Origin of the sequence: Idiomarina sp. A28L (genome assembly GCF_000218785.1) — a bacterium.
GTDB lineage: Bacteria > Pseudomonadota > Gammaproteobacteria > Enterobacterales > Alteromonadaceae > Aliidiomarina.
Genome location: NZ_AFPO01000020.1, coordinates 25816 through 40548 on the forward strand (window position 1 = coordinate 25816; position 14733 = coordinate 40548).

9 protein-coding genes are annotated in these 14733 nt (G+C 44.9%); 2 read left to right on the plus strand and 7 right to left on the minus strand.

The annotated features are described in order from the left end of the window. Positions 1-25 precede the first annotated feature (25 nt). From A28LD_RS07010 to A28LD_RS07025, 4 genes are all read right to left on the minus strand, one after another. A complete protein-coding gene (locus A28LD_RS07010) occupies positions 26-2983 on the minus strand; it encodes a TonB-dependent receptor plug domain-containing protein (RefSeq protein ID WP_007420381.1) in 2958 nt (985 codons plus the stop codon). Positions 2984-3381: 398 nt separating this feature from the next. Then, positions 3382-6336, minus strand: a complete 2955-nt coding sequence (locus tag A28LD_RS07015; RefSeq protein ID WP_007420382.1) for a TonB-dependent receptor plug domain-containing protein — start codon at positions 6334-6336, stop codon at positions 3382-3384. 176 nt (positions 6337-6512) lie between these two features. Continuing rightward, positions 6513-8882, minus strand: a complete 2370-nt coding sequence (locus tag A28LD_RS07020) for an efflux RND transporter permease subunit (protein WP_007420383.1) — start codon at positions 8880-8882, stop codon at positions 6513-6515. A gap of 15 nt (positions 8883-8897) precedes the next feature. Continuing rightward, complete coding sequence (locus A28LD_RS07025; RefSeq protein WP_007420384.1) at positions 8898-10031, minus strand: WD40/YVTN/BNR-like repeat-containing protein; 1134 nt, start codon at positions 10029-10031, stop codon at positions 8898-8900. 225 nt (positions 10032-10256) lie between these two features. On the opposite strand from A28LD_RS07025, the gene A28LD_RS07030 reads away from it, so the two are divergent. Continuing rightward, positions 10257-11609, plus strand: a complete 1353-nt coding sequence (locus tag A28LD_RS07030; RefSeq protein ID WP_007420385.1) for a DUF1329 domain-containing protein — start codon at positions 10257-10259, stop codon at positions 11607-11609. Positions 11610-11716: 107 nt separating this feature from the next. Here the strand turns inward: A28LD_RS07030 and A28LD_RS07035 are convergent, their stop codons facing one another. From A28LD_RS07035 to A28LD_RS07045, 3 genes are all read right to left on the minus strand, one after another. After that, positions 11717-12589 carry an NAD(P)-dependent oxidoreductase gene (locus tag A28LD_RS07035; protein WP_007420386.1) on the minus strand — a complete coding sequence of 291 codons (873 nt, stop codon included), beginning with the start codon at positions 12587-12589 and terminating at the stop codon, positions 11717-11719. Next, a complete protein-coding gene (locus A28LD_RS07040) occupies positions 12586-13362 on the minus strand; it encodes a methyltransferase domain-containing protein (protein WP_007420387.1) in 777 nt (258 codons plus the stop codon). The genes A28LD_RS07035 and A28LD_RS07040 overlap by 4 nt, the downstream gene beginning before the upstream one ends. An 88-nt stretch (positions 13363-13450) precedes the next feature. Continuing rightward, positions 13451-14206, minus strand: a complete 756-nt coding sequence (locus A28LD_RS07045) for a Nif3-like dinuclear metal center hexameric protein (RefSeq protein WP_007420388.1) — start codon at positions 14204-14206, stop codon at positions 13451-13453. A 73-nt stretch (positions 14207-14279) separates the two neighbouring features. On the opposite strand from A28LD_RS07045, the gene A28LD_RS07050 reads away from it, so the two are divergent. Further along, positions 14280-14726 (plus strand): hypothetical protein, encoded by a 447-nt coding sequence (locus A28LD_RS07050; RefSeq protein ID WP_007420389.1) that lies wholly within the window; start codon positions 14280-14282, stop codon positions 14724-14726. Positions 14727-14733 lie beyond the last annotated feature (7 nt).

A 14733-nucleotide genomic window follows, 5' to 3' on the forward strand; every position in this document is an offset into this window, starting at 1 on the left:
CTATTAGCTTTCGCCAAAGTGTTTCTTAGAACGTGTAACCAAGGTTCAAGAACACAGAACGGCCAATTTGGTCATATTGCGAATACAGCATCGCATTACCAACAACTGACGCGCGTGAGCCTAAACGGCTTGCGCTTGGTGGCTTCTTGTCAAACAAGTTGCGTACACCAACGGTAAGGTCTACTCCATCGTCGAACGACTTATTCACTGATAACGTGTGATAAAGGGTTGTAGGACCACTAGCAACAACGCGAACTTCTTCACCACGGTAGGTAGTGAATGGTCCGTTTGCATAAAGTGAATCGTTTGACACTTTACCCACGTAACGAATGGCGTAGTTAAAGCTTACAGAATCACGTACTAAACCAACGTTCAAAGTTCCAGAATGCTTAGGATTACCCAAACGACCAATTGAATTGATTTCTGCACTATCTGGGAACTGACGGAAAATACGTTCAAATTGAATCGTATGATCCAAACGCACTCGAAGAGAACCGTAAGGAGTTTCATCCATGTAAGTAAGTACAACATCAGCACCGCGTACTGTTTGCTCAGCTACGTTAACATAGCCTCCGCGAACTTCAGTAATATTGTAGTTACCGTTTGTTCCGTCATTGCGGTCGAATTGCTCACAGAAAGGTTCAGTGGCAAAGTTCTCTGAGCTATAACATAAGTTTACAATTGATGAACCACCTATGTTACTAACTTGGTCACGAATAATTACATCGTAATAATCAACTGAAGCAGCAAAACGGTTATCTTCTGAGGCCCAAACTAAACCAATACCCTCAGAAACAGAAGTCTCTGCATCTAAACGCCCTGCACCACCAGCTGTAATAGCTGTAGCTGAGCCAAAGTCTTGGTTGTAGTCTTCTGGAATGCCGTCGGCAATACAGTTCGCTCGAACAATAGCGTTCAATGTGCCAGCTTCATCAGCTTGTCCCCAGTTGAAACATGGGTCATTACGCTGGTCGAAGAAGCTTGTTTGATCCTTCAAAAACAATTCAAATAGTGCTGGCGAACGGAACGAAGTACCGCGAGAAGCCCGAATACGGAAGCCATTTGCGATATTCCAATTTGCACTTACTTTAAAGGTTTCTCCAGAACCGTATGTTGAAACGTCTGTATAGCGGGCTGAAGCTGTTAAATCAAGAGATTCTACAAACGGTAAATCACGTAATAGAGGAGCTTGAACTTCACCGTAAACCGCTTTTGTATTCGATTTACCGGCTGTAATACCCGCACTCGTCATACCCCAAGAGTTACCTGCAAGCGTTACTTCACCAGGAGTGTCTTGGATTTCATCAGATTGATAAGATACACCAAACGCAGCACCTAAGGGGCCTGCTGGCAAATCGATCAAATCACCTGTTACATAAGCATCAACAGTATCTTGCTTGTAAATAGTTTTACCCGTTTCAGTATCAAATAAGAAATCACGAGTTCCTTGATCGAAATCACCGTAAATGTACTCAGGTGTGAAGAAAGGAATTAAATGACACTCACGACCGGAAATCGGCGTAATTGACCCCGCACACGCATCTGGAGCGTAAATACCTAATTCTGCGCCCATATCGAGAGCATCTTCTAAGATAACTTTTTGCTGATACTCACCGCTATTCAATGAACGTTGGTACGAAATATCCCAATTCCAGTAACCAATTGCGCCTTCGAGGCCTAACACAGCACGTGTGTAGTCAACGGTAGTTACCGAGCCGGAATGGTCCGTAATTGCAGTAGGGTCAATCCATACATCGCCGTCCCAACCATCAACTAATCCCCACGATCCAAGTGGATTCAACATCGGATCCATCCAGAATTGACGATAGCTATCTATAGAAGTTTCGCGGCGGCTATGCATTAACTCTGCATACATTGAAATATTGTTCGTTAAATCGTAGTCACCCTGAAAATATACAGATGCCGTTTTTGTTTCAGGAACCATTGTTTGAAGATCTTGGAACGGATGCTGAGTATCAAGCAATGCATCAGTCTCACGTGAATAACCTACAGGAAACCAACCGTCCGGTGCTGAAATATCGCCAGGCTGAGTTTGAGTGTAAGTTGGTGTACCGTTTGCACGGTTATAACCACTGTAATCGAATGATGTAATTCTTGAAGTAAAGTTGCTCGCACCTGCATTCCACAACCACATACCGTAAGGTAAATCGTTACAATGGATGTTGCCCGTGCGCGGATCGATTGGGTCTACTTGCTCACCAGTTGCTGGATCAAACATATAGCGTTGGCCGCATGCAAAATGATCACGGTCACCGCGCTGTAATTCAGTTTGTACGTTATAATCAGCTACTGCTCGAAATGAGCCGCGATCGAATGTTGTACCCCAAGTACCATTGATACGGAAAGTTTCGCCACCACGTTCTAATGGTTGATTGCCGCTAACGTTGATGCTTGATTCATCGCCGCGTTTAGTGATGATGTTAATTACACCCGCAACAGCATCAGAACCATAAAGAGAAGAAGCTCCATCTTTTAATATTTCAACTCGCTCAACCGCAGAAATGGGTAAAGCGTTCATATCAAAAGCAGCTACCTGCCCGCGAGTACCTGAAGGCCCAGCCCGGCGTCCGTTCAGTAATACTAGAGTGCGGTTAGAACCTAAGCCGCGCATTGAAATTGATTCGTTACCTGCACCACCGGCAGTTACAGAACCAACGCTCATTGCAGAAATTAATTGGTTGGAACCAGAAGCAATGGTTGATGTCCGTAACAATTCACCCAAGGTATTTAAACCCTGCTCTGTTGCGATTTCAGCGCTGATAATATCGATAGGTGTTGCACTATCTAAACCATCGGTACGAATACGCGAACCTACTACCTGAATTCTTTCAGGGCGTTCGCTACGCACTTCTTCTTCATCTTCTTCTTGGGCGCTTGCGCTACCAGCAAATGCTAACGTAGAAGCGGCGCCAAAGGCCAACGCGATACGTATAGATTTGCTTATTTTATTATTAGTAAACATTGATTTACTCCCTGGGGTGCCATTCAGTGCTATTTCAAGCACTGTGCCTAGATTTCATTTTAATACTCTGCCCGTGCCTGCCGAAAGCCAGAACCAAAGCAAACCAACAAAATGAACCTTTAGCCGAACAGCAATGTGTATAAGTTTGTTTATATAACAGCTATAGATGCCAACGAGCTGTGCTCATAAGATTAGCGGACGGTTCACAACCGAATGTGCCAATGAATCATAATAATGTTAAAGGATAGTAAAGATCAACAAAACCACGGCGGTTAATGGCCTGTTCAACGCATTTTTACAAAAAAGTTCCGTAAAACATAAAAAAAACACCAACCATTGCTGGTTGGTGTTTATATTTCACTCAAAAATGTTAACTAATTCTAGTTACAACTTCTAACTTAGAAAGAGTAAGACATGTTCAAGAATGCACGGCGGCCCAATAACTCATATTGAGAAGCGAACAGCATAGTGTTACCCGCAGTGTTAACTCGTGAAGGTGAAGCCTGTGGTGGAAGTCTATCAAATAAGTTCGCAATACCAAAAGTCACATCTAAGTTATCACCAACAGTAGTATTAACTGATGCTGAATGCATGAAATAACGGCCAGTAGAACCAACTACGCGGTAATCTTCTCCACGGTAAGTAACAATATCACCACGAGTGTATAGGTGATTGTTAGATACGCGATCTACATACTGGATGTTCCAGTTGAAACTCCAATCATCACGCGTAAGGGTAGTGTTTAAGTTACCTGATTGTTTCGGGTTACCTACACGACCAACGAACTGAATTGGATCGCTGTCACTGAACTGCTTGAAATAACGCTCAATGGTAGAGGTATGGTTCAAACGCATGCGAACATGACCAACCGGAGTTTCTGTTTGGTAAGTTACAACAAAATCTGCACCGCGAACACGCTGCTCAGAAGTATTCAAGTAACCACCACGAACGGTTTCAACACCCCAATCGAAGTTATTACCTTCATTACCCGTACGGCGAGTGATCTGACGACAGAACGGTTCGTTATCAAAACCTGCTTCACTGAAATAACAGTTAGCAAGTACTGTTCCGCCAGCTACGTTTGAGATTTGGCCACGAATAGTTACATCGTAATAATCCGCAGAAACGGCAAACGTGCTCTCTGGGCTAGTATAAACCAAACCAATACCTTCAGAAGTTGAAGTTTCGGCTTCTAATTGGCCTGCACCACCACCAGTGATTGAAGTCATTGAACCACCAACTGCTGCAATGTACGTATCAGGTACGCCAGCCGCTTGACAGTTAGCCTGCAAGATTTCATTAGTAGACTCAACCCAGTTTACACACGGATCACTAAGCTGCCCTAGGAAACCAGTTTGGCCTTCTAAGAACAATTCGAACAATGCTGGAGCACGGAACGAAGTACCACGCGATGCACGCATGCGGAAACCGTTACCGATTGTCCAGTTAGCGCTAAGTTTATATGTTTCGCCGCTACCATAGGTGTTTACGTTGGTATAACGCGCAGAAGCGGTTAAATCTAAAGCTTCCATCAAGTATACATCACGAACTAATGGCGCTTGAATTTCTGCATAAGCTGCAGTAGTCGTAGAACGACCAGCAGTAATACCTGCAGAACTTAAGCCCCAAGAGTTACCGTTGCGAGTATGGAAACCAGGAGTATCTTGCAGTTCATCAGTTTGATAAGCCACACCTACTGCAGTTGCCAAAGGACCCGCTGGTAAATCAAGAACATCACCCGTGATATACGCGTCTACTGTATCTTGTTTATAAACGGTTTTACCTTTGTCGTTACCAAAGATGAAATCCGCTTGCGCATCGCCATAGTTGGTTCCAGTTAAGTGGCCATCAGTGAACCAGTTTAGCTGTACACATTGCTTCTGTGAGAACTCAGTTACTTCACCTGGGCCACAATCACGTAAACCAAGCAATGCTTCATGAGCCATAACCATTGAATCGCGATAAATAATATCTTGCTTGTATTCACCACGGTTTAATGAACGCTGCCAAGAAACATCCCAGTTCCAGTAACCTAAGGCACCTTCAAGGCCAAGTACGAAACGGCTGTAATCTACAGTAGTTTCGCTACTAAAGTGATCCGTTAATGCCACTGGCATTACACCCAATGCAGGGTTGATGGCTTCCCAACCTGGTAACGTATCTACTGGAATGAATGACGCTAAACCAGGGTTAGATGTCCAGAACTGACGCACTGAATCGATTTCAGTAGTACGTTGACTGTGCATTAATTCAGCGTATGCAGAAACATTGTTGGTAAGATCATAATCAGCTTGCTGATAAATAGACCAAACCTCAGACTTTGGAATCATTGTACGGTTTTTATGAAGATCTGAAGAGTTATCGTACCAACCATCAGTTTCAAAGTTATGACCAGCCCAATACCAACCATCTGGAGCTTGTGCTAACAGTGGGTTCCCGTATTCATCACCTGATGCAGCATTCGGGAAGCCAAAACCATCGCGATCAAACTGGAAGCGGCCGCCATTGTTTACCCACAAACCGAAACCATTATCGTTACAATGGAAATCGCCAGTGCGCGGGTCGATTGGATCGCCACGTTCACCAGTTTCGATATCAAATAAGTAGCGAGTAGGACAACCGAAGTGATCACGATCGCCACGTTTTAGACCAGTGTTTAAGTTGTAATCAGCTACGATGCGGTATGAACCACGATCGAACGCAGTACCGTAAGTGCCGTTTACACGGAACGTTTCGCCACCTGATTCGAAAGGCTGGCTAGCAGAAACGTTAATGCTCTTATCATCGCCACGTTTAGTGATGATGTTGATTACACCGGCTACCGCATCAGAACCGTAAAGTGAAGATGCACCATCTTTCAAGATTTCAACACGCTCAACAGCCGAAACTGGCAGCGAGTTCATATCAAATGCTGATACCTGACCACGAGTACCTGCAGGCCCTGCACGGCGACCATTTAAAAGTACTAATGTACGGTTAGCACCTAAACCACGCATTGAAATTGATTCGGCGCCTGCACCACCTGAGGTTACGAAACCTACAGAGTATGCAGAAATAAGCTGATCTGAACCTGATGCGATAGTAGAGGTACGCAACAATTCACCCAGCGTGTTCAAGCCCTGCTCGCTTGCGATTTCGGTGCTGATGATATCGATTGGCGTAGCGCTATCTAAACCATCAGTACGGATACGTGAACCAACAACTTGAATTCGCTCTGGGCGTTCGCTTCGAGCTTCTTCTTCTTCGTCGTTTTCTTCTTGGGCGTTAACGCCCCCCGCAAATGCTAACGATGACGCTGCACCAAATGCTAACGCCAAACGGATAGATTTGCTTAGTTTGCTGTTTGTATACATGTAGAGCTCTCCCTGGATCACTCTTAGTGACTTTAGATTTATTATTATGTGGCTCTTTAGGGCTACCACTGCTCCCATTCAATCAGAGCAAGGGGTAAACCCCTACTCTAAGCTCAGCAAGAATAAATCGAAACTAAACATAAAATCAACGTCTTTGTTAAAAAACTTAACATTAACTACGCGATTGGTTTCGGTTCCTTCTTCGGTCCTACCTTAAATAAACACGCAAGCGCTGGTATAAGAATCAATGCACCTAACATATTCCAAATAAACATAAAGGTTAGTAATAAACCCATATCCGCTTGGAACTTGATGGGCGACCAAATCCACGTTGCCACACCAATCGCTAACGTTAATCCAGTAAAGCCAACTGCTTTACCTGTTTTAGAAAGAGCGAATAGGTAGCTTTCCGTTAGGCCTTCGCCTCTATTTAGGGCTTCGCGCATCTTACTGTATATATAGATACCGTAATCGACGCCGATACCGACCCCGAGTGCGATAACCGGCAACGTAGCAACCTTAACCCCTATTCCCAGCATCGACATTAACGCTTGGCTCATAATAGTGGTAAACATCAAAGGTAATACGATGCAGAGCACTGTGCGAATACTCCGGAAAGTAATAAAACAAAGTACAATAACAACACCGTACACCCACACCAGCATGCGGAATTGAGCATCATCAATTACTTTGTTAGTAGCAGCTTCAATACCGGAATTGCCCGCCGCTAAAAGAAAGTTTACTGATTCTGTAGGGTATTGCTCCGAAAAGCCCCGCACCTCATCAACAACACGATTCAATGTATCGGCTTTGTGATCGTTCAAATAAATAATGATTGGCGCCATACTACAATCGTTATTTATCAGGCCACTTGGCGCTTGCGAAATTGAAGCGTTAACAATGAAGTTATCGCGGTTCACACTCGACCACTTCAAGTTACCTTCATTAGTTCCAGCCATACCTAGCTTAGAAACATAAACAATAGAGCGAACCGCCTGTACGCCTGGCACATTCTCCATGTGCCATTGGAACCGATCGATAAGTGCTAAATTTTCATAAGCAATACATTCGCCTGGCGCTGTTTCTGCCATGACCACGAAGATATCCGTACTCGCACTGTAGTTAGCAACTTGGAAGGCGTTATCAAGGTTATAACGTGAATCAGCACGCAACTCTGGCGCACCACTATCCAAATCACCAATTTGCAGGTTCTGCGCTTGATAAATACCCCATACACTCATTAGTACGGCAATACTCACCGCAGGAATAGCCCATTTGCGTTGAGTGAAACGATCAAAGAGTTGGAATACAGGATGGTTTTTACCTTGCACCTTCTTCATATAGGCAACACCACCTTTACTCACTCCCAAATACGAAGTAAGAATCGGTAGTAAGCCCAAATTGGTAAGCACAATAACGGCAACACCAATACTCGCCGCAATCGCGAGCTCTTTGATTACCGCAATATCGATTACCATCAATGTGGTAAAGCCAACGGCATCAGATACCAGCGCTGTTAAGCCGGCAACATACAAACCGCGGAAAGCAAAGCGAGAGGCATCAACTTTATTAGCACCATCAGCGTGATTCCCAATTACCGCATTGATGATTTGCACACCATGGCTTACGCCAATTGCGAACACTAAAAATGGCACAAGCATTGAATAAGGGTTTATACCGCTGCCAATAAGCTTGATGATGCCGAGCTGCCAAATTACCGCGATTCCCGAACACAACAACACAACGGCGGAACTACGAATACAGCGGCTGTACCAGAACAGCATGCCGAAGGTGATAATCATGGCAATAATAAAGAACACGCCAACGAGCAACGCGCCATCAATTAAATCACCCACTACTTTCGCAAAACCAACGATTTGAATATTAATATTCTCAGATTCAAACTGGCTGCGAATTTCGCTTTCTAGGCGCTGTGAAAATTCATGGTAATCGAGTGCCTCACCCGTTTCCGGATCGATTTCGTTTAACGGCACATAGATAAGTGCAGAGCGGAAATTGTTCGCAACTAAATCGCCTACTGTGCCCGAACGCAATATATTTTGCCGCAGTTGCGCTAATGATTCTTCAGTGCCATCGTAGTTTTGTGGAATAACCGGGCCACCCACAAAGCCATCTTCCGTTACTTCCGACCAACGTACGTTTGGTGTCCAAATGGAGCGCATACCCGAACGGTTAACACCATTCAGAAAAGAAACTTCATCGGTTACGCGACGAAGCAAATCTTGGTATTCAGGGTCGAATATATCGCCATCAGTTGTTTCTACTGAAATACGGATGGCATTCCCCATAACAGAGAGATCATCGCCATATTTGAAATAGTTCTGCACAAATTCATGGTTTGCGGGAATCATTTTTTGCAGGCTTGCATCTGGGCGTACCTGCGAAGCGTGATATAACAAGAACGCCGTTAAGGCTGCAAATACCAGTACCCAAAACATGCGATAACGAAATAGCATATTCTCGGCGAATGAAGCTTTCCCATGCGCTTCCGCATTAATTGCGTTTGCTTTATTTGAATCTTGCATGTGTATCCTATCTCCTTATTGGCTTGCCGCTGGAAGCGCAAAAGTTTGCAGGCCAGCCCGGCCCAATAAAATCACTTCACTACCGATCCCTTGCTGAATATCGCTAATCGGCGAGCCAGATGGGTGGCTAAAGAGGCTAACTTGCATAGTATCAGGCTCAATAACTATCATCACACCAGCATGCCCCACTAAAACAATACGCCCATCGCTCAATGCTAAACCGCCATTTAAGTTGTAGCGGGTATCAACATCAATGGCATCAAAACTGTAACCATCTTCAGAAACGAATACATTGCCGCGGAGGCCATACAGCCAAAGCCTACCTGAATCATCAAATAAGGCGCCGAATAAAGAGCCATGGTACGGAGAATCAATCATTTCGAAACTCTCACCCATATCATCACTGCGGGCTAACAAACCAGCCTCACCAATCAGAATCAGGCTTTGCTCTGGCCCTTCCACTAATTTATTGATGTGGTAGCCAATCACGTTATCAATCACATCGTTCACTACATTCCAAGTTTGGCCGCCATCGGTAGTACGAATAATGGTGCCATAAGCTCCAACAGCTAAACCCACCTCCCGGTTAAAGAAATGCACATCCAAAAACGGTTTAGTTGGGCCCACTTCGTATTGAATTTCAGCGCCGCCCATTTGAAATGAAAGTTCATCTAATGCAAATTCAAGTTCTTCGGCTTCATATTCATCTTCTGCATTTTCTATAGCGGCAATGAGCTCTTCTTCTTTCTCTTGCAACCAAGCAAATTCAAGTTCCAGTAATTGATGGCCATCCATTATCAATACCCACTCTTTACCGCCGTCAGTACTCTGTAAAAGTGCGCCTTGGTGGCCTGCAGCCCACATATGTTGCTCGTCAACAACAGAAACTGAGGTAAGCAAAACACTTGTTGGCACGCTACTTTGCTGCCAATCTGTGTTACCGGAACCCGTTAAAATAGTGCCGTAATCACCCACCACCACAAAGTTTTGCCCGAATTTTTCAGCGCCAACAAGTAAACCTTGTGTTGCTCGGGGCGCAATTGGCGAAGGGGTAAATAGCGGATCGTAGGTTTCGGCAACCACCGGCTGGCTCAGCACAGCCCCTGTCAACAGGGCTGAAACCATACCTGCTAAAGCAATCCGTTTCATAATTTGGGTACTCCAGATGTCATCACAGATTCAATTTGATCTGATTAAATTTATTCTCGTACCTGATTGTATAGTCTAACGGGCGTTTGAAAACCCCCGAATTGAAATTTTCTTGTATTTTATTTTGTTGAAAATTGGTGTAGCTTACATAACTAACCCCATCCGGATCGTTCCGGACTGGTGTTCCAATAAAAAAGAACGCACAGGAACTTAAGGACAACGACAATGAAAAAAATCATGCTTACTGCTGGGGTCATGGCGCTATCGCTAGTCTCGGCTGGCGTCAACGCAGCAGTTTCAGAAGAAAATGCCGCACGTTTGGCGCAAGACTTGACTCCGTTAGGCGCTGAGCGTGCTGGAAACGCCGACGGTTCGATCCCTGAATGGACTGGCGGTTTCTCTAAGCCAGGTGAAGATGTTCATCGCCCGCAGAACCCATTTGCAGATGATGAACCGTTATATACCATCACGCACGCAAACCTAGATGAGCACCGGGAGCGTTTAAGCCCAGGGCAAATCGCTATGTTTGGTCGTTACGATACGTATAAAATGCATATCTACCAAACTCGTCGAACGGCTGCTTACCCGCAAGATATTTACGATATCGTAAAAGCAAATGCGGAGAATGCATCATTAGTTCAAGGCGGTAATGGCCTTGAGGGCTTCAGTGGTTATGTTCCGTTTCCTGTGCCGAACGATGGCTTAGAAGTTATTTGGAACCACCTTACTCGTTACCGCGGTGGTGCAGTGCAGCGTACTGTTGGCCAGTTCCCAGTTCAGGCTAACGGTAATTACGAAATGGTTCGTTTGCGTGAACAGCTGGTATGGCCTGAGCACTTACAGGGCGGGCGAGATGAACGTGCCGACGACAACATCCTGTTTTACTTCCTACAAGAAGTATTAGCACCAGCTCGTTTAACCGGAACTGTATTGTTAGTACACGATACAATTAACCAAGCGAAAGAAAGCCGCCGTGCGTGGTTGTATAATGCTGGGCAACGCCGTGTGCGCCGTGCTCCTAACGTAGCTTACGATGGCCCGGGTACTGCATCAGATGGTTTGCGTACCTCTGATGGCTTGGATATGTTCAACGGTGCACCTGATAAGTACGATTGGAAGCTTGTTGGTAAGAAAGAAATGTATATTCCTTACAACAACTTCAAACTCTTAGATGAGAATTTACGCTACTCTGAAATTTTGCAACCTGGCCACATGAACCAAGATCATGTTCGCTATGAACTACACCGTGTGTGGGTTGTGGAGGCATCAGTTAAAGATGGGGAGCGACATATTTATGCTCAGCGTAACTTCTTTATCGATGAAGATACTTGGACAGCATCAGTTATCGACCACTACGATGGCCGTGGCGAATTGTGGCGTGTAGGTGAAGCTTACAACGTGCAATACTACGGTAACGATGTTCCGTGGATGGCCGCTGAAGCGCTTTACGACTTAAACAACGGCCGTTATCTAGTGCTAGGTTTAGGAAACGAAGAAGGCGATTTCATGGATTTTGAAATCGAGCCAAGCCGTCAGGATTTCACCCAACAGGCACTTCGCCGAATGGGTATTCGTTAATTCAGTAATGTTGAATTAATCTGAAATCTATAACCGAAAAAGGCTGAGTTGAAAAACTCAGCCTTTTTTAATGTTTACTTTTTAGAAATTTGAAAAACGTTTCGGTATTACTTGGTTTGAAAACGCGTAATCAAGCTCGATGTATCATAGCGGCTACCGCCATTTACCTGCACATCAGCATAAAACTGATCAATCAGCGCAGTAACCGGCAAGCGAGAACCATTTTTATTCGCTTCTTTCAGCGCAATCTGCAAATCTTTTCGCATCCAATCAACCGCGAAACCGAAATCAAACTCACCTTCCCACATGGTTTTGGAGCGGTTCTCCATTTGCCAGCTCCCTGCAGAGCCTTTGCTAATAGCCGCAACAAGCTTTTCTTGATCGAGCCCTGCATTTTTAGCAAATTGTAAGCCCTCGGCTAAACCCTGAACCACACCCGCGATACATATCTGATTTACCATCTTGGCAAGTTGTCCAGAGCCTACCGGGCCCTGCAAACCAACGTGGCGCGAATAGGTTTCTAGCATCGCCGATATCTGCAATAAATCGCTCGCTTCACCACCTAACATAACCGTTAATTGGCCGTTATCGGCCCCAGCTTGGCCACCAGATACTGGCGCATCTAAGAACGCCACACTATGTTTAGCCGCAGCCTCGGCAAGTTCCCGAGCTAAATCGGCAGAAGCCGTTGTATGATCTACTAGAATGGTGCCGGCCGACATACCCGCTAAAGCGCCGCTATCGCCGTACACAACACTACGAACATCAGAATCATTGCCCACACACACAAATACTACTTCGGCACCTTTAGCAGCCGCTGCGGGGGTTTCTGCTACACGCCCAGAAAATTCTTTTTGCCACTTTTCAGCTTTTGCAAATGTACGGTTATAAACACACACATCATAGCCAGCCCGCTGTAAATGGCCCGCCATGGGGTAGCCCATTACACCAAGCCCAATAAACGCTACTGAAGTTGTCATGTTCTATCCTTTTTTAATAATAAATGTTGGTATCGGCCTAACTGCCGATAGGGATTCTGATTACGATATTGCAACTCGAGTGCAAGCAATTGCTCAGCGTTATAATCTGGTTTACGCATGTAATCATGAAAACAACGAACACCGGAATGAGTAACCAGCGTTACTGGAAATTGCCCTAGCCTTGCTATTACATTTTCTGGTTTTAGCGGATAATTCGGGCTAAACCGTACTTTCTTTTTAACTTGCAAACCCGCATTAACGTAATCAAAGTTGCCATAAATCATATTTGCCATGAGCTTGGCATCGAGGTTATAAAACATCAATGATAACCAACCTCCAGGCTTTACGCGCTCGATTAAAGGGGTTAACGCTGCGTACGGATCTGCCAGCCACTCTAATACTGCGTGGCAAAGCACCACATCAAACTGTTCATTACCAATAACATCATCGAGTTTCTGTAAGCTTGATTGTAAGTAACGGTAATGCTGAGAAATTCCTTGTTTGCTGTGTTCTTCTTCTGCGCCAACAACCATTTCAGCGGCGATATCAGTATGGGTAACTTGATATCCGGCTTTAGCAAACTGGCTATTTATTTGCCCTAAACCACCGCCTACATCAATACAGGTAAGCGCTTCAGCTCCGTTTTCGGGCTGTGATTGCCATAGGAACGATAAATCAGCCGAAAGCACAGCTTCGCGTATCTGCCCTTTTTCGGTTTGATAAATATTTTTATTAAAGCGTTTCACATCGCTCTCAAAAGCGCGATCAACCATGAAAGTTCCTGCCTAGCTATCGAATTCCATAAAGCTCTGGATAATTTGTGCTACAACGCATTTTCGATGCACTTACAATGCAAAACAACTACGCTGGGTTATCAATATCGATAAAAGCCACAGTTAAACCAAGCTCAGCTGCAATCTTTTCACCAAGAGCCTTCACGCCATACCGTTCGGTTGCATGGTGCCCAGCGGCGAAAAATTGGATTCCACATTCTCTTGCAATATGAATGGTTTGCTCAGAAACCTCGCCCGTAATAAAAGCATCGGCACCAGCAGCAAGCGCTTGCTCAATAAAGCCTTGACCACCGCCCGTGCAAACAGCTACGCGGGTTATAATATGCGCCGAGGTTACGCAAGCAACAAGCTCACGATCAAGCAGCACTGTTAGCTTTTTAGCAAGCTCAGTGCCAGATAATCCCGCACTGAAATTCCCAATCTGCAATATGCCAACCGGTGTTACGTTACCTAACGATTCAATTTCACTCGCACCTAATAAGCGCAAAAGCTGCGCGTTATTACCAAACTCAGGGTGGATATCCAATGGTAAATGGTAGGCAATCAAATTAATGTTGGCGCTAATGAGAGCGCCAAGCCTTTTTCGTTTCATGCCCACAACGGGCTCAGCTTCACCTTTCCAGAAGTAGCCGTGGTGTACTAATAATGTATCAGCGCCTTGTTCAATTGCGGCATCCACCAATGCTTGGCTTGCGGTAACTCCTGTTACTACTTTACCAACCTGATCATTGCCTTCAACTTGCAACCCGTTTGGACAATAATCCTGAACGATTTCCGGCTGTAACCAATTATTAAGCTGTTTTAATAGATCATTGCGCTGCATAAATTAGACACTCACGTTAAAAATAGGTATAAAAAAGAAGCACGATATTATCTTAACACAAAGGGAATACACGATGAGCAAACTTGATAAAGAACAGGTGCTTGCTGATTTCAGTGCGGCTTATAAGAAAGCCCATGGGAAGGCACCCAAAGTGGAAGACAATAGTGGTTGGTATAGCATAGATGGCGGTAAAAACGTGCGTTTGGCGGAAGTAGCTGAACTTACAGCCGAATATTCCGGTAAGCCGGCTAGCAAAAAAGATACTGATAAGAAAACCACAACTAAGAAAGATACCGCTAAAAAGGCAGCCAAGCCGGCGAAATCTACAGCAAAAAAAGAGGTCTCTAAAAAGGCGACAAGCAAGAAATCAACTGCTAAACAGGGATCCACTAAAAAGGCTGCCACGGCAAAACCAAAAGCGAAGAAAGCAGCAAACAGCGGTGGTTTAACCGCAAAAGAACAATGGAAGGAGCAGCTAGAAGCAAGCCAAGATGCTCGGCTTCCTCGGGGAATGCAGTAGCAGCTTA

What these genes read in the sequence shown, in the direction of transcription:
- A28LD_RS07010 (WP_007420381.1), bottom strand. Translation starts at nt 2,983, where the DNA reads ATGTTTACTAATAATAAAATAAGCAAATCTATACGTATCGCGTTGGCC.
- A28LD_RS07015 (WP_007420382.1), bottom strand. Translation starts at nt 6,336, where the DNA reads ATGTATACAAACAGCAAACTAAGCAAATCTATCCGTTTGGCGTTAGCA.
- A28LD_RS07020 (WP_007420383.1), bottom strand. Translation starts at nt 8,882, where the DNA reads ATGCAAGATTCAAATAAAGCAAACGCAATTAATGCGGAAGCGCATGGG.
- A28LD_RS07025 (WP_007420384.1), bottom strand. Translation starts at nt 10,031, where the DNA reads ATGAAACGGATTGCTTTAGCAGGTATGGTTTCAGCCCTGTTGACAGGG.
- A28LD_RS07030 (WP_007420385.1), top strand. Translation starts at nt 10,257, where the DNA reads ATGAAAAAAATCATGCTTACTGCTGGGGTCATGGCGCTATCGCTAGTC.
- A28LD_RS07035 (WP_007420386.1), bottom strand. Translation starts at nt 12,589, where the DNA reads ATGACAACTTCAGTAGCGTTTATTGGGCTTGGTGTAATGGGCTACCCC.
- A28LD_RS07040 (WP_007420387.1), bottom strand. Translation starts at nt 13,362, where the DNA reads ATGGTTGATCGCGCTTTTGAGAGCGATGTGAAACGCTTTAATAAAAAT.
- A28LD_RS07045 (WP_007420388.1), bottom strand. Translation starts at nt 14,206, where the DNA reads ATGCAGCGCAATGATCTATTAAAACAGCTTAATAATTGGTTACAGCCG.
- A28LD_RS07050 (WP_007420389.1), top strand. Translation starts at nt 14,280, where the DNA reads ATGAGCAAACTTGATAAAGAACAGGTGCTTGCTGATTTCAGTGCGGCT.